The organism is Paraburkholderia terricola, from assembly GCF_900142195.1.
GTDB classification, from domain to species: Bacteria; Pseudomonadota; Gammaproteobacteria; order Burkholderiales; family Burkholderiaceae; genus Paraburkholderia; species Paraburkholderia terricola.
This window is the reverse complement of the sequence record NZ_FRAB01000009.1, coordinates 164310-186250: the sequence shown is the minus strand read 5'-3', so window position 1 is coordinate 186250 and position 21941 is coordinate 164310. Positions and strand designations below refer to the sequence as shown.

General features: G+C 63.7%; 19 protein-coding genes. 6 read left to right on the top strand and 13 right to left on the bottom strand.

Annotated elements, in window-relative coordinates:
• Positions 1-20: 20 nt before the first annotated feature.
• The 4 genes from dnaG to BUE39_RS10745 all read right to left on the bottom strand — a co-directional run bounded on the left by dnaG (position 21) and on the right by BUE39_RS10745 (position 4147).
• Complete coding sequence (gene dnaG, locus BUE39_RS10760; RefSeq protein ID WP_073428638.1) at positions 21-1895, bottom strand: DNA primase; 1875 nt, start codon at positions 1893-1895, stop codon at positions 21-23.
• Between the two features lie 82 nt (positions 1896-1977).
• On the bottom strand, positions 1978-2424 hold the full coding sequence (locus BUE39_RS10755) for a GatB/YqeY domain-containing protein (RefSeq protein ID WP_073428637.1): 447 nt from the start codon (positions 2422-2424) through the stop codon (positions 1978-1980).
• Positions 2425-2648: 224 nt separating this feature from the next.
• The gene (gene rpsU / locus BUE39_RS10750) at positions 2649-2861 is read right to left on the bottom strand and encodes a 30S ribosomal protein S21 (RefSeq protein ID WP_073428636.1); all 213 of its coding nucleotides are present in this window, start codon (positions 2859-2861) and stop codon (positions 2649-2651) included.
• Between the two features lie 68 nt (positions 2862-2929).
• Positions 2930-4147: a BaiN/RdsA family NAD(P)/FAD-dependent oxidoreductase gene (locus tag BUE39_RS10745; protein ID WP_073428635.1), complete on the bottom strand. Its 1218-nt coding sequence runs from the start codon at positions 4145-4147 to the stop codon at positions 2930-2932.
• 112 nt (positions 4148-4259) lie between these two features.
• Here BUE39_RS10745 and tsaD point away from each other — a divergent pair, with 112 nt between their 5' ends.
• Entirely contained in the window at positions 4260-5288 is a 1029-nt protein-coding gene (gene tsaD, locus BUE39_RS10740) for a tRNA (adenosine(37)-N6)-threonylcarbamoyltransferase complex transferase subunit TsaD (protein ID WP_073428634.1), read from the top strand.
• A gap of 90 nt (positions 5289-5378) precedes the next feature.
• On the opposite strand, the gene folE2 is transcribed toward tsaD, so the two are convergent.
• The 4 genes from folE2 to BUE39_RS10720 all read right to left on the bottom strand — a co-directional run bounded on the left by folE2 (position 5379) and on the right by BUE39_RS10720 (position 9544).
• Entirely contained in the window at positions 5379-6185 is an 807-nt protein-coding gene (gene folE2, locus BUE39_RS10735; RefSeq protein WP_073428658.1) for a GTP cyclohydrolase FolE2, read from the bottom strand.
• A gap of 179 nt (positions 6186-6364) precedes the next feature.
• On the bottom strand, positions 6365-8272 hold the full coding sequence (dxs, locus tag BUE39_RS10730; RefSeq protein WP_073428633.1) for a 1-deoxy-D-xylulose-5-phosphate synthase: 1908 nt from the start codon (positions 8270-8272) through the stop codon (positions 6365-6367).
• 85 nt (positions 8273-8357) lie between these two features.
• On the bottom strand, positions 8358-9239 hold the full coding sequence (locus tag BUE39_RS10725) for a polyprenyl synthetase family protein (protein WP_073428632.1): 882 nt from the start codon (positions 9237-9239) through the stop codon (positions 8358-8360).
• Positions 9236-9544 carry an exodeoxyribonuclease VII small subunit gene (locus BUE39_RS10720; RefSeq protein WP_073428631.1) on the bottom strand — a complete coding sequence of 103 codons (309 nt, stop codon included), beginning with the start codon at positions 9542-9544 and terminating at the stop codon, positions 9236-9238. The genes BUE39_RS10725 and BUE39_RS10720 overlap by 4 nt, the downstream gene beginning before the upstream one ends.
• 286 nt (positions 9545-9830) lie before the next feature.
• Between BUE39_RS10720 and BUE39_RS10715 the strand changes: the two genes are divergently transcribed.
• Entirely contained in the window at positions 9831-10937 is a 1107-nt protein-coding gene (locus BUE39_RS10715) for an aromatic ring-hydroxylating oxygenase subunit alpha (protein ID WP_073428630.1), read from the top strand.
• A 172-nt stretch (positions 10938-11109) separates the two neighbouring features.
• Positions 11110-11979 carry a sulfurtransferase gene (locus BUE39_RS10710; protein ID WP_073428629.1) on the top strand — a complete coding sequence of 290 codons (870 nt, stop codon included), beginning with the start codon at positions 11110-11112 and terminating at the stop codon, positions 11977-11979.
• A gap of 136 nt (positions 11980-12115) precedes the next feature.
• Here BUE39_RS10710 and BUE39_RS10705 read toward each other — a convergent pair whose 3' ends face one another.
• From BUE39_RS10705 to polA, 3 genes are all read right to left on the bottom strand, one after another.
• Positions 12116-12988 carry a dienelactone hydrolase family protein gene (locus BUE39_RS10705; protein WP_073428628.1) on the bottom strand — a complete coding sequence of 291 codons (873 nt, stop codon included), beginning with the start codon at positions 12986-12988 and terminating at the stop codon, positions 12116-12118.
• A gap of 103 nt (positions 12989-13091) precedes the next feature.
• Positions 13092-14441, bottom strand: coding sequence for an NAD(P)/FAD-dependent oxidoreductase (locus tag BUE39_RS10700; protein WP_073428627.1), 1350 nt, complete (start codon positions 14439-14441; stop codon positions 13092-13094).
• 188 nt (positions 14442-14629) lie between these two features.
• Complete coding sequence (gene polA, locus BUE39_RS10695) at positions 14630-17371, bottom strand: DNA polymerase I (protein WP_073428626.1); 2742 nt, start codon at positions 17369-17371, stop codon at positions 14630-14632.
• A 1-nt stretch (position 17372) separates the two neighbouring features.
• Here polA and BUE39_RS10690 point away from each other — a divergent pair, with 1 nt between their 5' ends.
• Entirely contained in the window at positions 17373-18116 is a 744-nt protein-coding gene (locus tag BUE39_RS10690; RefSeq protein WP_073428625.1) for an LOG family protein, read from the top strand.
• A 59-nt stretch (positions 18117-18175) separates the two neighbouring features.
• Here the strand turns inward: BUE39_RS10690 and BUE39_RS10685 are convergent, their stop codons facing one another.
• A complete protein-coding gene (locus tag BUE39_RS10685; RefSeq protein WP_073428624.1) occupies positions 18176-19093 on the bottom strand; it encodes a transcriptional regulator GcvA in 918 nt (305 codons plus the stop codon).
• 96 nt (positions 19094-19189) lie between these two features.
• Here BUE39_RS10685 and BUE39_RS10680 point away from each other — a divergent pair, with 96 nt between their 5' ends.
• Together BUE39_RS10680 and BUE39_RS10675 are read left to right on the top strand one after the other, a co-directional pair.
• The gene (locus BUE39_RS10680) at positions 19190-19759 is read left to right on the top strand and encodes a chromate transporter (protein WP_073428623.1); all 570 of its coding nucleotides are present in this window, start codon (positions 19190-19192) and stop codon (positions 19757-19759) included.
• Complete coding sequence (locus BUE39_RS10675; RefSeq protein WP_073428622.1) at positions 19756-20286, top strand: chromate transporter; 531 nt, start codon at positions 19756-19758, stop codon at positions 20284-20286. The genes BUE39_RS10680 and BUE39_RS10675 overlap by 4 nt, the downstream gene beginning before the upstream one ends.
• Before the next feature lie 84 nt (positions 20287-20370).
• On the opposite strand, the gene BUE39_RS10670 is transcribed toward BUE39_RS10675, so the two are convergent.
• Positions 20371-21897 (bottom strand): AMP nucleosidase, encoded by a 1527-nt coding sequence (locus BUE39_RS10670; protein WP_073428621.1) that lies wholly within the window; start codon positions 21895-21897, stop codon positions 20371-20373.
• Positions 21898-21941 lie beyond the last annotated feature (44 nt).

Here is a 21941-nt window from a genome sequence, read left to right as displayed (position 1 = left end):
CCAGGTTTCCGGCGTTCCGCCTACAACCCAAGCTGACGCTTCATGTCAGCCCGCTTCCGATTCAGCTCCGAGAGTTCCGCGAACTCCTCCGGCGTATGCCGGGATTGCCGCGAAAGCTGCTCGAGACGATCGCAGTAAGCGTCGTAACGCATCTTCAGAATCGCCGCCTTCAGTTCTTCGCCAACGATCCGTTCCTGCTCGCGCCGTTCCTCGATGACGGTCGCATCTTCCGGATCCTTCAGCAGCAAATCCCGGACGTTTTCATCATAGTCTAGAATTTTGCGAAAGATTTCCTCGAAAGTTGGGGCGTTTGCGCCGTTGCGCAACAGATCCGACAACAATTGAAATTCCGCCGAATCGCCCAGCGCGCGTGCATGCGTCGTCACTTCCTCGAACAGCTCTCCGTGCCGGGTGACGCTTAGAAGCGCCTGTTCCGACTCTTCGTCGAGCACCGCCACCGTGCGCGGGTACATCACCAGATTGCGCAGCGTTTTCTCTTCGATCCCGGTCACGCTGCGCCGGTCCTTGCGTGCCGGGGCCGAACGGGCCGCCGCCGCGATGCGTGAATCGACCTCGCACAGCGCCGCCACTTCGTCGAATGGCACGTCCAGCCGGTCGGCGAACATATGCATGACCTGGGCGCGCAACGCATTGGCCGGCAGCGCCTGCAGCAGGGGCTTGGCGTCGAATAGCGCGCGGGCGCGGCCTTCCGGCTGGTCCAGCTCCTTGCCTGTCAGTACTTCGTTCAGCATGAACTGGGAGAGCGGCATGGCACGCTCGACCTGCTCGGCGAACGCCTCGGTGCCGAATTCACGCACGTAGCTGTCCGGATCGTGCTCGGACGGTAAAAAAAGGAACCGGATCGTCCGGTTGTCCGCCGCATGCGGCAGACAGGCATCGAGCGCACGGCGCGCCGCGCGCCGTCCCGCCGAATCGCCGTCGAAACTGAAGATGACCGTGTCGGTCTGGCGCATCAGTTTCTGGACATGAATCGGCGTGCAGGCCGTGCCGAGCGTGGCGACCGCGTTCTGGAACCCTAGCTGGGCCAGCGCAACCACGTCCATATAACCTTCAACCACCAGCACGTAATGCTGTTCGCGAATTGCCAGGCGCGCCTCGAATAGCCCGTACAGCTCGCTGCCCTTGTTAAATAGAGGCGTTTCCGGGGAATTCAAATATTTCGGCTCGCCACCGTCCAGCACGCGGCCGCCGAAGCCGATCACCTGCCCCTTCACATTGCGTATCGGGAACATGATCCGTTCGCGAAAGCGGTCGTATCGACGGTTCTGACCCTGTGCGTCGGACTTTTCGCTGACGATTACAAGGCCGGACTCGACCAGCGCGTCGTCACGGTAGTTCGGGAAAGCGGCTTCGAGGTTCTGCCAGCCGTCCGGCGCGTAGCCGAGCCCGAAGCGGGCCGCGATCTCGCCCGTCAGGCCGCGCTTCTTCAGATACTGGATCGCGACCGGCGCGCCGCGCAATTGCTTGCGGTAAAAGTCGCAGGCGGTCTGCATGACCTCGGAGAGCGCCGTGGTCACCGCCTTTGACGCCGCCGGCGCATAACCGCCGGAACCCCCACCGCCGCCGCCATACCCCGGCGAAGGCTCGTTCGGCACGGTCAGACCCACCGACTGCGCGAGTTCGTTGACCGCCTCGGGAAACGAGGAGCCCACATGCTCCATCAGGAAACCGATGGCCGTACCATGCGCGCCGCAGCCGAAGCAGTGATAGAACTGCTTGGTCGGGCTAACGGTAAACGAAGGGCTCTTCTCGTTGTGAAACGGGCACAGCCCCATGAAGTTCGCGCCGCCCTTTTTCAACTGCACATACCGGCCGACCACGTCGACGATATCGACGCGGTTCAGCAGGTCCTGCAGGAATGACGGTGGAATCACAGTAAATGACGCTGCCTGAAAAGCTCGAGGCCGCGCGAGCCGAGCCGCCGAGCGGCGGCAGGCGCGGACTGGAAATAGGGAATTACTTCGCGAGCGCGGCTTTGACTTGCGCCGAGACGGCGGTCATGTCGGCACGGCCGGCGAGTTTCGGCTTGAGCACGCCCATGACCTTGCCCATGTCCTGCGGGCCGGCCGCGCCGGTTTGCGCGACGGCGGCCTGGACTTCGGCGACGATCTCCGCCTCGGACATCTGCTCCGGCATGTAAGCGGACAGGATGGCCAGTTCGGCCTTTTCCTTGTCGGCGAGATCCGTGCGGCCGGCCGCTTCGAACTGGCTGATCGAGTCCTTGCGCTGCTTGATCATCTTGTCGATGACAGCGGTGATGGCGGCGTCGTCGAGCGTGACGCGCTCATCGACTTCACGCTGCTTGATCGCGGCCAGCAGCAGACGGATCGTGCCGAGACGCTCGGTCTCGCGCGCCCGCATGGCGGCCTTCATATCGTCGTTGATCTGGTCCTTGAGACTCATCACTCACCTGAATGCGTTGGAATTGAAAAACCGGCCGCGCTGCCAATTGCATCAACACAGATACCCGCTTGGGACTGCTTCCTCAAGCGGGTTGGCGCAATGTGCGTAGTGGATGCGACCCTGCCGGCTGGCCCGAAGGGCCGTGTTTTCCGTGATGGCGCCAGTTGCGCCTTCACCGTTGGATGTCGCCGCTCCGTTCGACAAGAACCGCGGCAACGCCAGAATCAGTAGAACTTCCTTGGCAGCATCTGGCTCCGCAGACGCTTGAAATGACGCTTCACCGCAGCCGCCTTCTTGCGCTTGCGCTCGGCCGTAGGCTTTTCGTAAAACTCGCGGGCGCGAAGTTCCGTCAACAAGCCGGCTTTCTCCATGGTGCGCTTGAAACGGCGCATGGCAACTTCAAACGGCTCGTTGTCTTTTACGCGGATGGTCGTCATTTTTCAATAACGGAACTTTGTAAAGGTTCAGGAGTATAGCAGAGCTTTCTCATAAAGCCATGGCGCCGTCAAGCCCCGCGGACGTACTCCGCGGCCGCCTGGCCGGCCGCCACGCCCGACGCCCACGCCCATTGAAAGTTGTAGCCGCCGAGCCAGCCGGTCACGTCCACCGCTTCGCCGATGAAGTACAGACCGGGCGCGCGGGCGCTCATCATCGTCGACGACGACAGGTCGCGCGTGTCGACGCCGCCGCGCGTCACTTCGGCCTTGCGGTAGCCTTCGGTGCCGTTCGGGGTGAGCGTCCAGCGCGACAAAGCCTCGCCGATGCGGCGCAGGGTCTTGTCGGGCAAGTCGGCGACGCGCGCTTCGGCGGCTATCTGGTGGGTCTCCAGCCACACGTGAGCGAGCCGCTGCGGCACCCAGTCCGACAACAGATTCGCAATCTGACGCTTCGTGCCGGTTTTCGCTTCGAGCAACGCCGTCACGGCCTGCTGCTCCGGCAGCAGGTCGATGTGAATCGGCTCGCCAGGCTGCCAGTAGCTCGAGATTTGCAGAACGCCGGGGCCGGACAGGCCACGGTGCGTCAACAGCAGGTCTTCGTTGAATTCGGCGCCGGTCTTTTTATCGCCGGTCGCCAGCCGCACTTCCAGCGACACCCCGGAAAGCGCCGCGAACGGCTCCCAGTCGGCGGGCGCGAAGGTCAGCGGAACCAGTGCTGGGCGCGTGTCGATCAGTTTGTGGCCGAATTGCTTGGCGAGACGGTAGGCGAAATCGGTGGCGCCGATCTTCGGAATCGACAAACCGCCGGTCGCGATCACGAGGGCGCGCGCCATGATCGGACCCGAGTGCGTGTCCAGCGTGAACCGTCCTTCGGCATCCTGCCGCACCTGTTCGACCGACAGCGGGGCGCGCCATGCAATGCCGCCCGCGTCGCACTCGTTCTTCAGCACATTGATGACGGCGTCGCTCGTCTGGTCGCAGAACAGTTGCCCCTTGTGCTTCTCATGCCATGTCACGTGATGGCGCTTGAGCAGCGCCATGAAGTCGCGCGGCGTGTAGCGCGCCAGTGCCGAGCGGCAAAAATGCGGATTCGCCGACAGATAATTGGCCGGCCCGGCGTACAGATTCGTGAAGTTGCAGCGGCCGCCGCCGGAGATGCGGATTTTTTCCGCGAGACGCTGCGAGTGGTCGATCAGCACCACGCGGCGGCCGAGTTGCCCGGCCACGGCCGCGCACATCATCCCGGCCGCGCCCGCGCCGATCACTGCGATATCGAAGGATTCCATGGGGCCGCATTGTACCTGCGCGTCCGCGGCCGGCTGCCCGCACTGCTATACTTTCAGGCTTGCTTTTTCACTTCCGGACGCCTGCCGCGCGTCCTTTCAGGTTCACCTCACCATGCTCGTTCTCGGCATCGAAAGCTCCTGCGACGAAACCGGTCTCGCGCTCTACGACACCGAGCGCGGCCTGCTCGCGCACGCGCTGCATTCGCAGATCGCGATGCATCGGGAGTACGGCGGCGTGGTGCCGGAACTGGCGTCGCGCGACCATATCCGGCGCGCGCTGCCCCTGCTCGAAGAGGTGATGGAGCGTGCGGGCGCGGCGCGTGGCGACATCGACGCGATCGCTTATACCCAGGGCCCCGGCCTCGCGGGCGCGCTGCTGGTGGGCGCGAGCATCGCCAATTCGCTGGCGATGGCGTGGGACAAGCCGACCATCGGCATTCACCATCTTGAAGGGCACTTGCTGTCGCCGCTGCTGGTGGATGAGCCGCCGCCGTTTCCGTTCGTCGCGTTGCTGGTTTCCGGCGGTCATACACAGTTGATGCGCGTGACGGACGTGGGCGTCTACGAAACGCTCGGCGAAACGCTGGACGACGCCGCCGGCGAAGCCTTCGACAAAACCGCCAAGCTGCTTGGCCTCGGTTATCCGGGCGGCCCGGAAGTCTCGCGCATGGCGGAGTTCGGCACGCCCGGCGCCGTGGTCCTGCCGCGCCCGATGCTGCATTCCGGCGACCTCGATTTCAGCTTTAGCGGCCTGAAGACCGCCGTGCTCACGCACGCAAAAAAACTTGGCGGCGCGAACATCTGCGAGCAGGCGAAAGCCGATCTGGCGCGCGCTTTCGTCGACGCGGCGGTCGAAGTGCTGGCGGCCAAGTCGCTGGCCGCGCTCAAGCGGACCAGGCTCAACCGGCTGGTCGTGGCGGGCGGCGTGGGCGCGAACCGGCAGTTGCGCGAGGCGCTTTCCGCTGCCGCGAAGAAGCGCAATTTCTATGTCCATTACCCGGACTTGTCCCTGTGCACGGACAACGGCGCGATGATCGCGCTCGCCGGCGCACTGAGGCTGCAACGCTGGCCCGATCAATCGGGAAAAGACTACGCGTTCACCGTCAAGCCGCGTTGGGACCTGACTTCCTTGGCGCGCTAATGCCGCGGCAAAACCGCGACACCATTAAAAAAGCCGCTTCTGACAGCGGCTTTTCGTTGAATCCGGCGAGCGGCTCGCCGAACTCGTGCGTCAAGGCACGCGCTTATCCCGCTCGATCACCGCATACGCGCTGTGATTGTGAATCGACTCGAAGTTCTCCGCTTCGAGCACATACGCGACGATCCGCTCATCGGCATTCAGACGCTGCGCGACGTCGCGCACCAGGTCCTCAACGAACTTCGGGTTTTCATACGCACGCTCGGTGACGAACTTCTCGTCCGGACGCTTGAGCAAGCCCCACAATTCGCACGACGCCTCTTCCTCCGCAATACGGATCAGGTCTTCCACCGCCACCTCGCCCGCCAGTTCGGCGTTGATCGTGACGTGCGAGCGCTGGTTATGCGCGCCGTACTGCGAGATCTTCTTCGAGCACGGGCACAGGCTCGTGACCGGCACCAATACCTTGATGAACAGACGCGTCGCGCCATTACGAATCTCGCCCGTCAACGTGACTTCGTAGTCGAGCAGGCTTTGCACGCCGGAGACCGGCGCGGTCTTGTTCACGAAGTAAGGAAACGACACCTCGATGCGGCCCGCCTCGGCTTCGAGCTTTTCGAGCATCGCGGCAAGCAGGGTGCGGAACGTGGCCGCCTCGAGCGGCGCCTTGTTCTCTTCGAGCAGCGCCACGAAACGCGACATATGCGTGCCCTTCTGGTCGGCCGGCAGATGCACATCGAGATTCCACATACCGACCGTCGGCTGTACCTCGCCGTCTTGCGTACGCACCGTCAGCGGATGACGCACCGCCTTGACGCCGACCCGCTGAATGGGAATCTGACGGGTATCGGGCGTGCTTTGCACATCGGGCATCACGAAGGCGGGATTCATCTGATTCATCTTTTTGTCCTCACATGCCATGCGGATCTCGACGCGCAATGGCGAACGCCGGCTCCTGCCGGCGTTGGGTGATGGGCCCGATGGCCCATCGATTCAAGTTGGAGATTGCTTGGGCCGCTATCGCCGCGGCATAGCGCACCGCAGGACGGACGAGCGACGCGACGAGCGACTCAACCAGGCTAAGCGACCCGCTTCACCGATGATTGACCGGCCATCGCGCCGCTGGAAAGAAAGCGCTCGCGAATCGACCTGGCGATGCCCGCGCCGTCAAGACCGCACGCCGCCAGCAGCTTGGCCGGATCCCCATGATCGATGAAGCGATCCGGGAGGCCCAATTGTAGTACGGGCCGCATAACCCCACTCGCGAGCAGGGCTTCGACGCAAGCCGAGCCCGCGCCGCCCATCACGCAGCCTTCCTCGACCGTGACGATAGCGTCGTGCGTGTCGGCCAGTTCACGGACCAGGTCGGCGTCCAACGGCTTCACGAAGCGCATGTTCGCGACCGTGGCGTCGAGTTGTTCGGCGGCGGCGAGCGACGGCGCCACCATCGTGCCGAACGCCAGAATCGCAATGCGCTTGCCGGCCGGCTGCGACGTCTCGCGACGAATCTCGCCCTTGCCGAGTGGCAGGGCGGCCATCTGCTTGATGGTCGCCACACCCGTGCCGGCGCCGCGCGGATAGCGCACCGCCGTCGGGTTCGGCTGCTGGAGCGCCGTGTACAGCATCTGCCGGCATTCGTTTTCGTCGGATGCGGCCATCACCGTCATGTTCGGGATGCAGCGCAGGAACGCGAGATCGTAAGCGCCCGCGTGCGTGGCGCCATCCGCGCCGACGAGACCCGCGCGGTCGATCGCGAAGACCACCGGCAGGTTCTGCAGCGCGACGTCGTGGATCAACTGGTCGTAAGCGCGTTGCAGGAAGGTCGAGTAGATCGCGACCACCGGCTTCATGCCGTCCGCGGCCAGGCCGCCGGCGAACGTCACCGCGTGCTGTTCGGCGATACCGACGTCGAAGTAGCGGTCCGGGAAGCGCTTCTCGAACTCGACCATGCCGGAGCCTTCACGCATGGCCGGGGTGATGCCGATCACGCGCGCGTCCAGTTCGGCCGCGTCGCACAGCCATTCGCCGAACACCTGCGTGTAGGTTTTCTTCGACGGCGTGGTGGCGGGCTTGATGCCCTCAGCCGGATTGAACTTGCCCGGGCCGTGGTACAGCACGGGATCGGCTTCGGCCAGCTTGTAGCCTTGGCCCTTCTTCGTGACGACGTGCAGGAATTGCGGACCGCGCAATTCCTTGATGTTCTGCAGCGTGGGGATCAGCGAATCGAGGTCGTGACCGTCGATCGGGCCAATGTAGTTGAAGCCGAACTCCTCGAACAGCGTGGCCGGCACGATCATGCCCTTCGCGTGCTCCTCGAGCTTGCGGGCAAGATCGAGCATGGGCGGCGCGACGCGCAGCACGCGCTCCACGCCCGCACGCGCGGCCGCATAGAAGCGGCCCGACATCAGACGCGCCAGATGGCGATTCAGCGCGCCGACCGGCGGCGAGATCGACATATCGTTGTCGTTGAGGATGACGAGCAGCGGCACGTCGTCTTCGACGCCGGCGTTGTTCATCGCCTCGAAGGCCATGCCGGCCGTCATCGCACCGTCGCCGATCACGGCGATGCCCATGCGGTTGTCGCCTTGCAGCTTGCTCGCGATCGCCATGCCGAGCGCGGCCGAGATCGAGGTGCTGGAGTGAGCGGTGCCGAAGGTGTCGTATGCCGACTCGTCGCGCTTCGGGAAGCCCGAGATGCCGCCCAACTGGCGCAGCGTGTGCATCTGGTCGCGGCGGCCCGTCAAGATCTTGTGCGGATACGTTTGATGGCCGACGTCCCACACGATGCGGTCATGCGGCGTATCGAACACGTAGTGCAGAGCAATGGTCAACTCGACCGTGCCGAGGTTGGACGAAAGATGGCCGCCCGTCTGCGATACGCTGTCGAGCACAAAGGCGCGCAACTCGTCTGCAAGCGGTTGCAATTGGCGGCGATCGAGGCGGCGCAGGGCTGCCGGGTCGTCGATGGTTTTCAGCAAGTCGTACATCGTCGTTCCATTGTAGGAAAACTTACGCGCCCGCACTTCATACATGCACCCCGTAGCAAAGGTGCGCGGCGGCGGGCTTTCGCGCTCAGCTAACCCGGTTCACCACCAGGTCGGCCAATTCGGCAAGACGCTGTGCCCGGGCGCCAAACGGCGCGAGGGCAGCATGGGCGTCGCTGCGCAGCTGTGCTGCGAGCGAGCGCGACGCGTCGAGGCCAATAATCGACACGTAGGTCGGCTTGCCGTCCTTCGCGTCTTTACCTGCGGTCTTGCCGAGCGTCGCGGAATCGGTCGTCACGTCGAGAATGTCGTCGACGACCTGGAACGCGAGGCCCACGGCGGCTGCATAGGCATCGAGCGAACGCATCGCCTCGGCGCCCGGCGTTTCGCCGGCGAGCGCGCCCATGCGCACCGAGGCGCGCAGCAGCGCGCCGGTCTTCATCCGGTGCATGGTTTCCAGTTGCGCGCGCGTGAGCGTATGACCGACGCTTGCGAGGTCGATCGCCTGACCGCCGCACATGCCGATCGAGCCGCTCGCCAACGCCAGTTCGCGCACGAGCGATGCCTGCTGCGCGGGCGGCAGAACGTCCGATGTCAGCGCAACGAAAGCCTGCGATTGCAGTGCGTCGCCGACCAGCAATGCCGTTGCTTCGTCATATTTGACGTGTACCGTGGGCTTGCCGCGACGCAATGCGTCGTCGTCCATGCAGGGCATGTCGTCATGCACGAGCGAATACACGTGGATCATTTCCAGCGCCGCCGCCGCCGCGCCGAGGCACTCGGCGCGCGCGCCGGTCAGTTCGCCCGCCGCGTGGCACAGCAGCGGACGAACCCGCTTGCCGCCGCCCAGCACCGCATAACGCATCGCTTCGTGCAGCCTGGCGGGCTCGGTTGCCTCGGTGGGCAGGTAGTGTTCCAATGCCGTTTCGACGCGCTCGAGCACCGAGCGGGTCCATTGTTCGAATGTCATAGGTCGTCCCCGCTTTCAGCAGCGGCTGTGCCTGCGTTATTCATAGGCAGCGGCTTGAGCGTCTCGCCGTCGAGCACGCGCACCTGCTGCTCGACCTTTTCGAGCTGCTGCTGGCAAAACGCCACCAGCGCCGCGCCGCGCCGATAGGCGGCGAGCGATTCCTCGAGGCTGAGATTGCCGCCTTCCATGCGCGCGACAAGCCCTTCCAGTTCGGCCTGCGCAGCCTCGTAATTCCCGGGCAGCGGCGTGGTGTCGACGCCCTCGGCAGGCGCGGCAGCAGGATCGTTCGACGCGGTCTTCGCCATGAATAATCGCAAAATTAAAACAAGTCGGACATTCTACGGCAAAAGCGCAATTTCCGATCCGCTCGCCACCCTGCGTCCCGCCTGCGCCCAACGCGCCGCCCTTGCAGTCTCCAGAAAAAAAACGATCGGTCTGCGGCGAAAAGCGCGAACTTCCTTGACATTTTTGACCCAAATCAGGCACTTAAGCGCCCCACATAAGGGGAAACGGGTATAATTGCGGGCTCCCTAAATCGAATCTTCGATGGTTGGGTTGTTCACTGCTTTCACGTCTTCATCGGGAGTGGGAATGTCCAATCTGAGCAATGCATTGCAGTTGCGGTCTGTTCACAGCCAGCTGCCAGTCACGGCTTACTTTGACGAAGCGCTTCTAACGCGCGAAATCGACACCCTTTTCAAGAAAGGTCCACGCTACATCGGGCACGAACTCATGGTGCCGGAAGCGGGGAATTATTTTGCCTTGCCCAGCGAGAGCGAGGGGCGTGTACTCGTCCGTAACCAGCAGTCGCAAGTCGAACTGCTGTCGAACGTGTGCCGTCACCGGCAGGCCATCATGCTCAACGGCCGCGGCCAGACGGAGAATATCGTCTGCCCCCTGCATCGCTGGACGTACGATCTGAACGGCCAGCTTCTCGGCGCACCTCATTTCGCGGACAACCCCTGCCTGAATCTCGGCGCCACGCCGCTGCAAAACTGGCAAGGCCTGCTGTTCGAAGCGCAGGGGCGCGACGTCGCGCGCGATCTTGCGCGGCTCGGCACGCGGCAACATTTCGACTTTTCGGGCTTCATGTTCGATCACGTCGAAGTACACGAGTGCAACTACAACTGGAAGACCTTCATCGAGGTCTATCTGGAGGACTACCACGTCGCGCCGTTCCATCCGGGCCTCGGCAGCTTCGTCAATTGCGACGACCTGACGTGGGAGTTCGGCGACTGGTACAGCGTCCAAACGGTGGGCGTGCACAAGTCGCTCGAACAGCCGGGTAGCCCGACCTACCGCAAATGGCACGACGAAGTGCTGCGCTTCCGCGGTGGACAGCCGCCGGAGTTCGGCGCGATCTGGATGGTGTACTACCCCGGCATCATGATCGAGTGGTATCCGCACGTGCTGGTGGTGTCATGGCTGATTCCGCGCGGTCCGCAGAAGACCACCAATGTGGTGGAGTTCTATTATCCTGAGGAAATCGCGCTGTTCGAACGCGAGTTCGTCGAAGCTGAGCGCGCCGCCTATATGGAAACAGCCCGCGAAGATGATGAAATCGCCGAGCGCATGGACGCCGGCCGCCGCGCGCTGATGGAACGCGGCGAATCGCAGGTCGGCCCGTATCAGAGCCCGATGGAAGACGGCATGCAGCACTTCCACGAGTTCTTGCGGCGTGAGCTCGGCACGATCTGACCGGTGCTCGCCCCACGCTCGATCCGATTCTTGCGCGGGCACCAGCAATGCATGGAAAGACGGACTTCGGTCCGTCTTTTTTTGTTTAGACTAACAATATAGCCCTGCCATCCGCCAACGGCGTCAAGCCGCCGGAAGCAGCCGCCATCGCCTGTATCGAGGAGACGACGTCATGCCCCACACTCACTACACCACTCTGATCTCCGCGGCCAATCTCGCGGAGCGGCTGGCCGCCGCGCCGGGCAGCGTATTCGTCGTCGATTGCCGTTTCGATCTTGCCGACACCGAAGCGGGCGAAAAGGCCTATCTCGCAGGACATCTGCCGGGTGCTCATTATCTGCATCTGGATCGCGATCTGTCGGGGCCGAAGAACGGCACGAACGGGCGTCATCCGTTGCCGGATCGCGCACGGCTGGTCGAAACACTGGAATCGCGCGGTCTGAAGCAAGGCCAGCAAGTGGTCGCCTACGACGCGCAAGGCGGCATGTACGCCGCCCGTGCCTGGTGGCTGCTACGCTGGCTCGGACATGACGCGGTCGCGCTGCTCGACGGCGGGCTGCAAGCCTGGCAAGCCGCCGGCCAACCGCTGACGCAAGACGCGCCGGCACAGAACACCGGCGATTTCAAAGCCGGCGCGCCGCTGTCGGTCACGGTCGACGTGCAAACGGTCGAGCGCAACCTCGGCTCGAAGGAACGCGTGGTGGTCGACGCGCGCGCGCCCGATCGCTATCGCGGCGAGAACGAAACGCTGGATCCGGTCGGCGGCCATATCCCCGGCGCGCTCAACCGCTTCTTCAAGGACAACCTCGCCGCCGACGGCCGCTTCAAGCCGGCCCACACGCTGCGTGAGGAATTCCACGCGCTGCTCGCCGACACGCCGCCGGAACATGTGGTCCTGCAATGCGGCTCGGGTGTGACCGCATGCGTGAACGCGCTGGCGATGGAAGTCGCCGGTCTGCACGGCGCGGCGTTGTATGCGGGATCGTGGAGCGAATGGAGTTCGGATCCGAAGCGGCCGGTTGCCACCGGGCCGAATCCTTGAACGTGAACTGAGCCGGTTGTTGGCAAAAGGCCGTTGCTGCTTTTACGCAGCAACGGCCTTTTCAATTCACGCAGGCAAAAATGACCCGACGTTCATCGCGGGCACCCGCTTCGGCCAAACGCCTCAAGCTTGAGCCTCAACCCACCCCATGCTGCTTGAACCAGGCGAGCGCCCGGCGCCAGCCGTCTTCGGCATCGGCCTTCTTGTAGCTCGGCCGGTAATCCGCGAAAAACGCGTGCCCCGCGTCGTCGTAGACGACGAATTGTGAACCGCGCCCCGCCTGCGGACCTTGCGCGATCGCCTGCTTCATCTGCTCCAGCGTGTCTTGCGGGATGCTTTGATCCTGCCGCCCATAGAGGCCGAGCACCGGCGCGTGCAGGTCCGCCACGCGGTCGAGCGGATTAGCCGGCGTCATCGCGCTCTTGTCGCCCGTCACGCGGCCGTACCAGGCGACGCCCGCCTTCAGCTTCGGGTTGTGCTCGGCGTACAGCCACGCAATCCGCCCGCCCCAGCAGAACCCGTTCACGCCAACCCGATTCAGATCGCCGCCATGCTCGCCGGCCCACGCTACAGCCGCATCGAGATCGCCCAGCACCTGCTCGTCGGGCACCTTGCTGACGAGTTGCTCGTTGAGCTGCTGCATGCTCTTGTAAACCATGGGATCGCCCTGCCGCTCATACAGATTCGGCGCGATCGCCAGATAACCCTGCTTGGCGAAGCGCCGGCACACGTCGGCGATATGTTCATGGACGCCGAAAATCTCGTGCACGACGATGATCACCGGCAAATGCGTCTTGCCTTTCGGCTGAGCGCGATACGCCGGCACGATCGTATCGCCCGAACGCACGGACACTTCGCCGGCTTCGAGGCCGTCGCTATCGGTATGGATGGTTTGCGCCGACACCGGCAACACGGCCGCGGCAAAACCGGTGCCGAGCGCGGCCTTGATGAAGGTGCGTCGATTGAAGGGAACGTGCGGGACCAGGCTGTCGATATCGGGTTTCAGCATGCGGCGCTCCTCGCGGTTGACTCGTGTGAATCGGTTGAACGTTGGAGGCAACAGGATACGCCTCGCGCGCGTCCTGTTGCATCTGCAACGTTCGCGAGCACCGTCAGTGCAGCTTGACCCGCGGCAGCGTGGTGCGCCGCAGCCAGTGCGCGAAGGTATCGAGCACCATCCGCGCATAGCCGTGCAGGGCGGCGATGTGCAGCCGGTACAGCGACATGTACATGAAACGCGCGAACAGCCCCTCGATCAGCATATTGCCGCCGATCACGCCGCCCATCAGATTGCCGACCGCGCTGAAGTGCCCGAGCGACACCAGCGAGCCGAAGTCGCGATACGTGAATTCCGGCAGCGGCTTATTGTCGAGCCGCGCCGCCAGCGCCTTCAGCAGAAAGCTCGCCTGCTGGTGCGCCGCCTGCGCGCGCGGCGGCACGTTGCGCTCATTGCCCGGCCACGGGCAGGCGGCGCAATCGCCGAGCGCGAAGATGCTGTCGTCGATTTCGGTTTGCAGCGTGCGGCGCACGTTCAGCTGGCCCAGCCGATTGACCGGCAGGCCGTCGAGTTCGCTCAGAATAGGCGGCGCCTTGATGCCCGCCGCCCACACCGTCAGATCGGCGCGCACGGTTTTGCCGCTGGCCGTGCGGATGATGCCTGGCGCGACCTCGGCCACCGTCTCGCCGGTCATCAGCTTCACGCCGAGCTTGGTGAGCAGTTCGGCCGTGGCTGTCGAGACACGTTCCTGCAAGGCCGGCAAGATGCGCGGTCCCGCCTCGATCAGCACGATGCCGACGTCGTGCCGCGGATCGAGCTTATGCAAGCCATACGCGGACAACACCTGCGCCGTGTTACGCAGTTCAGCCGATAGTTCGACGCCCGTTGCGCCACCGCCGACGATCGCCACCTGGATGCGCGGCTCCGTGGAAGGCGAGGTGCCCGGTCCCGATTCGACGGGTTCATGCACCTGATGCTCGGCGCGCATGCATGCCGCGATCAGCCGCTTGCGGAAACGCTCGGCCTGGCCGACCGTATCGAGCGCGAGGGAGAATTCGGGTGCGCCTTTCACGCCGAAGAATGCCGTGGTGCTGCCGATCGCGATGATCAGCGTGTCGTATTCGAGCTGGCGTTCCGGCAGCAGCTCAGCGCCATCGTCGTCGAGCACGGTGCCGAGCGTGATGCGTTTGTTCGCGCGGTCGAGTCCCGTCAGGTCGCCCTGCTGAAACTCGAAACCATGCCAGCGCGCCTGCGCCGCGTATTCGAGCTCCTGCGTGAACGGGTCCATGCTGCCGGCCGCGACTTCATGCAGCAGCGGCTTCCAGATGTGGGTGGGATAGCGGTCGACGAGCGTGACATGCGCCCGCACGCCGCCCTTGTTCTTGTGGGGCGCATAGCGATCACCCAGGCGTGTCGCCAACTCCAGCCCCCCCGCGCCTCCGCCAACGACGATGAAACGATGCATTGAACTCTCCGTGTTTGCCGATGGGTTATGCGTCGCGACGGCGCGCGTGAAACGCGCTGTCTTTCAGAGATTGTCCGCGAGCCGCACGGTTTGTCACAAGCCATCAATACGGATGTGTGACATGCGCACGACGATATCGCCCGGTATCTCCGATACCGACCGCTATCGCGCGCGCCGTCACAGGCTTGTCAATGCGCTTCTTCCCAGTTCAGGCCGGCGCCCACCTCGGCGACCAGCGGCACCTTCAGGTCGGCGACACCGCACATCAACTCGGGCAAGCGCTTGCGCACGTCGGACAACTCTTCGTCCGGTACTTCGAGAATCAATTCGTCATGCACCTGCATGATCATGCGCGTGCCGATCTTCGAGTCCTCGATCCACTTCTGCACCGCGATCATCGACAGCTTGATGAGGTCGGCAGCCGTGCCTTGCATCGGCGCGTTGATCGCGGCGCGCTCGGCGGCCTGGCGGCGCGGACCGTTGCCGCCGTTGATCTCCGGCAACCACAGGCGGCGGCCGAACACGGTCTCGACGTAGCCCTTGGCCTTCGCGCTCACGCGCGTTTCGTCCATATAACGCGCGACGCCCGGATACCGTGCGAAATAGCGGTCGATATACAGCTTGGCCGCATCGCGCGTAATGCCGAGATTCGAGGCGAGACCGAACGAGCTCATGCCGTAGATCAGGCCGAAGTTGATGACCTTGGCCACGCGCCGCTGATCGTTCGAGACTTCGAGCGGCGTCACGCTGAAAATTTCCGCGGCGGTGGCGCGGTGAATGTCTTCGCCTTGCGAGAACGCGCGCAGCAATGATTCGTCGCCGGAAATGTGCGCCATGATGCGCAACTCGATCTGCGAGTAGTCCGCGGACACGAGCTTATGGCCCGGCGGCGCGATGAACGCCTCGCGAATCCGACGGCCCTCGCCGGTTCGCACGGGGATGTTCTGCAGATTCGGATCGTTCGACGCCAGCCGGCCCGTGACCGCGACGGCCTGCGCGTAATTCGTGTGCACGCGGCCCGTGGTGGCGTTGACCATGCGCGGCAGCTTGTCGGTGTAGGTCGATTTCAGCTTCGACAAACCGCGGTGTTCGAGCAGGATCTTCGGCAGCGGATAGTCTTCGGCGAGTTTTTGCAGCACCTCTTCGTCGGTGGACGGCGCGCCGCTCGGGGTCTTCTTGACCACCGGCAATTCGAGCTTTTCAAAAAAGATCTGACCGATCTGCTTCGGCGAGCCGAGGTTGAATTCGCCGCCGGCCAGCACGTAGGCTTCGCTTTCGAGCTGGATCAGCCGCGTGGCGATTTCACTGCTTTGCTGACGCAGCTTTTCAGCGTCGATCAACACGCCGGTGCGCTCCATCTTGCGCAACACCCGCGAGGTCGGCACCTCGATGTCGCGATAGACGTGCTCGAGCGTCTTCTCGGCGGCCACTTGCGGATACAAGGTCTGGTGCAGACGCAAGGTGATGTCGGCGTCTTCGGCCGCGTATTCGGCGGCCTTGTCTAACGCGACTTCGTCGAAACCGATCTGCTGCGCGCCCTTGCCCGCCACCTCTTCGTATTTGATCGTCTTGACGCCGAGATGGCGCAGCGCGAGGCTGTCCATGTCGTGCGTGCGGTGCGATTCCAGCACGTACGATTGCAGCAGCGTATCGTGTTCGATGCCGCGCATTTCGATGCCGTAGTTGGCCAGCACCTGCTCGTCGTATTTCACATGCTGGCCGACCTTCTTGTGTTCAGCGCTTTCGAGCCACGGCTTGAGCTTGCCGAGCACTTCGTCGCGCGGCAATTGCACGGGCGCGTCCGGGCCGCGATGCGCGAGCGGCACATAAGCGGCGCGCCCGGCTTCCACCGCGAACGACAGACCGACGATCTGCGCGGTCATCGGATCGAGCGAGGTGGTTTCCGTATCGAACGAGGTCAGCTCGGCCGCGTTGAGCCTTTCGAGCCACGCGTCGAATTGCTCCCACGTCTGCACGGCTTCATAGTGGCGTTCGTGGTCGACGGTTAGCGCCGGCGACACGTCCGTTTCCGGACCTTCCACCGCGTCCGCGATTTCCACTTCGCGCAGCCAGGTCTTGAAGCCGTGGCGCGTGAATACCTCGCGCAACTCCGCGCGCGATTCCGGCTGGCTTTGCAGGCTTTCCTCGATCGACACGATATGGTCGGTCAGATCGCAATTGCGCTCGACGGTGACGAGTTTCTTCGCCATCGGCAGAAAATCGAGCGCACGCCGCAGATTGTCTCCTACCGCACCTTTGATTTCGTCCGCATGTGCGACGATGCCATCCAGCGTCTCGTATTGCGCGAGCCATTTGAGCGCGGTTTTCGGCCCGCATTTCTCGACACCCGGCACGTTGTCGACGGTATCGCCGATCAACGACAGGTAGTCGACGATGCGCTCGGGCGGCACGCCGAACTTGGCGAGCACGCCGGCGCGATCGAGCGTTTCGTTGGTCATCGTATTGATGAGGGTGACATGATCCGACACGAGCTGCGCCAGATCCTTGTCACCCGTCGACACGATCACCTTCATGCCGCGCTTTTCCGCCTCGGTGCTGAGCGTGCCGATCACGTCGTCGGCCTCGACGCCGTCGATCATCAGCAAGGGCCAGCCGAGCGCGCGCACGGCGACGTGAATCGGCTCGATCTGGCGCGAGAGATCGTCCGGCATCGCCGCGCGATTCGCCTTATAGTCGGCGTACCAGTCGTCGCGAAACGTTTTGCCCTTGGCGTCGAACACGCACGCGCTATACTCTGCTGTGACTTCCTTGCGCATGCGCCGCAGCATGTTGATCATTCCATAGAGCGCACCCGTCGGACCACCTTCGGGCCCGCGCAGATCAGGCATCGCATGGTAGGCCCGGTACAGATAACTCGAACCGTCGACCAATAGCAGGGTCTTACCTTCAAGGCTTCGTTCTTCAGGCATTATGACTAAGAGAAAAGTGATTCCGAGTCTGCGATCACTCGCAGATCAAGAGCGCGCAACGGCAAAAAAGGCCCGCGCATCGTGGCAGATGTTCACGATTATGGCAGAGTTTATCGAGGCGACCGAGTACCTCTCGGAGATTCGCCCGGCTGTCAGCATCTATGGTTCGGCGCGCCTGAAACCGAACTCGCCGTACTACAAACTGGCCACGCAAATCGCGCGCAAGCTGTCCGACGCCGGCTTCGCGGTGATCTCCGGCGGCGGCCCCGGCATCATGGAAGCGGCCAATAAAGGCGCACATGCAGGCAAGGCGCCGTCGGTCGGCCTGAACATCGAACTGCCGCACGAGCAATCGGGCAATCAGTGGCAAGACATCTCGCTGCGCTTCCGCCATTTCTTCACGCGCAAGGTGACCTTCGTGAAGAATTCGGATGCGGTGATCGTGATGCCGGGCGGTTTCGGCACACTCGACGAGCTCGCCGAAGTGCTCACGCTGATCCAAACCAAGAAGTCGCGTCATGTGCCGATCATCCTGGTGGGCGCCGAGTTCTGGGAAGGTCTGCTCGCGTGGTTCAAGAATTCGCTCACGCCGATGGGCCTGATCAATCCGACCGATATGGACTTGATGCAGGTGATCGACGATCCGGACCAGGTGCTCGAGGCGGTGCTGAAGTTCTACGAAGACCGCGAAGAAGCCGAACCGCATCCGGCCAAGTCGGATGAAGACCGGATGTTCTATCTGTGACGGCCTGCTTTTCGCGCCTCAACCGCGCGAATTGAATAGCCAATCAGCACACGCGCGCGCTAGCGGGCGGCTTCCAGGCCGCCCGTTTCCGTTTCATCGGTCTGGTCGCCTTGCGCTTGCAGCCACTCGCAGAATTGCGCCACCAACGGCGCATGCGCGACCTCGCGCCTTGCCACCCACCAATAGCCGCGTGCGTCGATACGCGGGGCGGCCAGCGGCACGACGAGCCGCCCCGACGCAAGTTCGTCCGCCAGCAACGGCAACGGGCCGAGCGCCACGCCGAGCCCGTCCACCGCAGCCTGCAGGGCCAGATAGAAGTGATCGAACGACTGCTTCTTGCGGCACTTCGCCGTCACGCCGGCTGCCGATAGCCAGTGGCGCCAGGCGTCGGGGCGCGTGTCGGAATGCAGCAGCACGTGTTTGGCGAGGTCGTCGGCTGTGTTGATCGGCAGGCGCTGCAGCAGCGCGGGACTGCACACCGGCAACTCGCTTTCGCCGAGAAAATGCCCGCTCACGCAGTTCGCCCAATGAGCCGGCCCGCGCCGCACGGCGACGTCGAAGCTGTCCAGCGTTTCCACCGGCGCGTTCGAGGTCGACAACCTCAACTCCACATTCGGCACCTTGCGCTGAAACTGATGCAGACGCGGCAGCAGCCATTTCATCGCGAAGGTCGGCAACGCATTCACGCGCAGCACATGAACGACGCCAGTGTCGCGCAATTGATCCGTGGCGAGCGCGATGCTGTCGAACGCCGCCTGCACGGTGCCCAGATAACGGCGGCCGTCTTCGGTTAGACGCACGCGTTTGCCGCGACGCTGGAACACTTGCACGCCGAGCCACGTTTCGAAAGCCGCGACCTGACGGCTGATTGCACCGTGCGTCACATGCAGTTCGTTCGCGGCAGCGGTGAAGCTTTCGTGCCGCGCGGCGGCCTCAAAGGCACGCAGCGCTGGAAAAGGAGGAAGGTTACGGGACATGCTTGTGATTCTAGATCACAAAGGCGCGCTCAAAAATCGTTTTGCTGGCCGCCGCTTCGGCGCTAACCTCGTGAGCTTCAACTGGAAGCTAGCGACATGGACCACAAACTGACCTCGCCCGAATCCGCACTGGCGCCCACGCCCACGGTGCGGGAAATTTTCAGCGGCTTTCTCGGCCTTGGGCTGATCTCGTTCGGCGGCGCGCTGCCATTGGCGCGCCGCGCGCTGGTCGAGCAGCGCCGCTGGCTGAGCGCCGAGGAATTCACCGACTTGCTGGGCCTCTGCCAATTCCTGCCGGGCGGCAACGTGATCAATCTTTCGGTGGCAATGGGCATGCGCTTTCGCGGCGTGCCCGGCGCGCTGGCCGGCCTGCTCGGATTGATCGCGGGACCGTCGCTGGTGGTCATCGGCCTTGGCGTGCTGTACGAGAACACACAAAACGACCCGCACGTTCGCCATCTGTTCGCCGGGCTCGCCGCCGCCGCGGCGGGCCTGCTGATCTCGATGGCCGTGAAAATCCTGCTGCCGCTGCGCAACAAGCCGATGGGCGCCCTCATCGCGGCGCTGGGTTTCATCGCGATCGCGATCATGCGCCTGCCGCTTCTGCCCACCATGCTCGTGCTGACGCCGCTCAGCATCTACCTCGCGGCGAGGAATGCACAATGACCGACACGCTCGTTTCCCTCGCCATCATCTTCAGCCAGCTTTCGTTGCTCGCGTTCGGCGGCGGCAACACGATTCTTCCGGAGATGCAGCGTCAGGTGGTCGAGGTGCATCACTGGATGCCGGCCAGCGAATTCAGCGCGTTGTTCGCGCTCGCTCAAGCCGCGCCGGGGCCGAATCTGATGGTCGTCACGCTGGTCGGCTGGCACGTGGCCGGATGGGCGGGAATGCTCGTGACGTCGGTGGCGAAGTTCGGGCCGTCGTCGATCGTGACGATACTCGCGCTGCAAGCTTGGGACCGCTTCAAGGACCGTCCGTGGCGGCGTCACGCGCAAATGGGGCTGGTGCCGGTGACGGCCGGCATCGTCGCGGCGAGCGCGGCCCTGATCGCCGAGGCGTCGAACCCGACGGCGATTGCGTGGGCGATTACCGCGTTCACCGCCGTCATGGCGTTGAAAACGCGCATTCATCCACTGTGGCTGCTGGCGGCCGGGAGCTTGATCGGGCTGACCGGATTCGGGCAGCCTTGAGCATTTCGCGCGGCGCGCAAATAATGCCAGCGGGGCGCGCTTGCGCTCGCCCGCGCCGCGCCGCCTGAACTGAAAACCCGCTGCTTACTGAAACGCCACTTCCGCGAAACTCCGCAGCTTGCGGCTATGCAGACGATGCAGCCCGTTCATCCGCAACAACTCCATCGCTTTCACGCCGATCTGCAGATGCTGATCCACTTGCGCGCGATAAAACTGATCCGCCATGCCGGGCAGTTTCAGCTCGCCATGCAGAGGCTTGTCCGACACGCACAGTAAGGTGCCGTAAGGCACGCGGAACCGGAAGCCGTTCGCGGCGATCGTCGCGCTTTCCATATCGAGCGCGATCGCGCGGCTTTGCGAGAGCCGCTGCACCGGCTCGCGATGATCGCGCAACTCCCAGTTGCGGTTGTCGACGCTCGCCACGGTGCCCGTGCGCATCACGCGCTTCAACTCGACGCCGTCCAGTTGCGTGACTTGCGCAACCGCGCGCTCCAGCGCCACCTGCACTTCGGCGAGCGCCGGAATCGGCACCCACAGCGGCAAGTCGTCGTCGAGCACGTGATCCTCGCGCACGTAGCCGTGGGCGAGGACGTAGTCGCCGAGACGTTGCGTATTACGCAGACCCGCGCAGTGGCCGAGCATGATCCACGCATGCGGACGCAGCACCGCGATGTGATCGGTGATGGTTTTCGCGTTCGACGGCCCCACGCCGATGTTGATCATCGTGATGCCGCTGCCGTCCGCGCGCTTGAGGTGATACGCGGGCATCTGCGGCAGACGCGGCGGCGCGGTGCCTTCCTGCGCCTGCTCGCCGAGATTCTCGTTGTACGTGACCACGTCGCCGGGTTCGACGAACGACGTGTATTCGCTGCGATAGGCGCGCAGTTCCTCGTCGTCGGTATGGGCCATCATGGCGCGGCCGAGTTTGACGAACTCGTCGATATAGAACTGGTAGTTCGTGTACAGCACATAGTTCTGGCAATGCGTGGGCGACGTGGCCGTATAGTGCTTCAGCCGATGCAGCGAGAAATCGACCCGCGCCGCCGTGAACAGCGCCAGCGGATGCGGCTCGCCCGGCGGCGGCTCATAGGTGCCGTTGACGATGCGGTCGTCGAGCAATGCGAGGTCGGGCGTGTCGAACACGTCGCGCATCAGGAACAGGCGCTCGCGGTCCAGATCGCCTTCGAGATGAATGCCCTCCGCAAACGCGAAGTGAATCGGAATCGGCTGGTCGGACACGCCCACTTCGATCTGCACGTGATGGTTTTTCGCCAACAATCGCAATTGCTCGCGATAGTAGTTGCCGAACAGGTCCGGGCGCGTCACGGTGGTCTCGAACACGCCTGGGCCCGCGACGAAACCATACGAGCGGCGCGAGTCGATATGCGTGTTGACCTCGGTGCATACGCGAACGAACGGGTAGCACGCGCGCACCCGGCTCTCGAACAGCTCGTTGCGGCGATAGCGTGCGAAGGCGTCGCGCAGGAACGAGGTGTTCGCTTCGTAGATCGCCGACAGCCGCGTGACGGCCTCGGTGGCGTCGTCGAAGGATTCAGTTGGAAAGCTGTGCGCGGGAGTCTGCACCGCGCGTTGGTTGGTATCGTTTTTCATCTTCGTTGGCCTCGAGTGATGAGACGACATTACCACGGAACCCG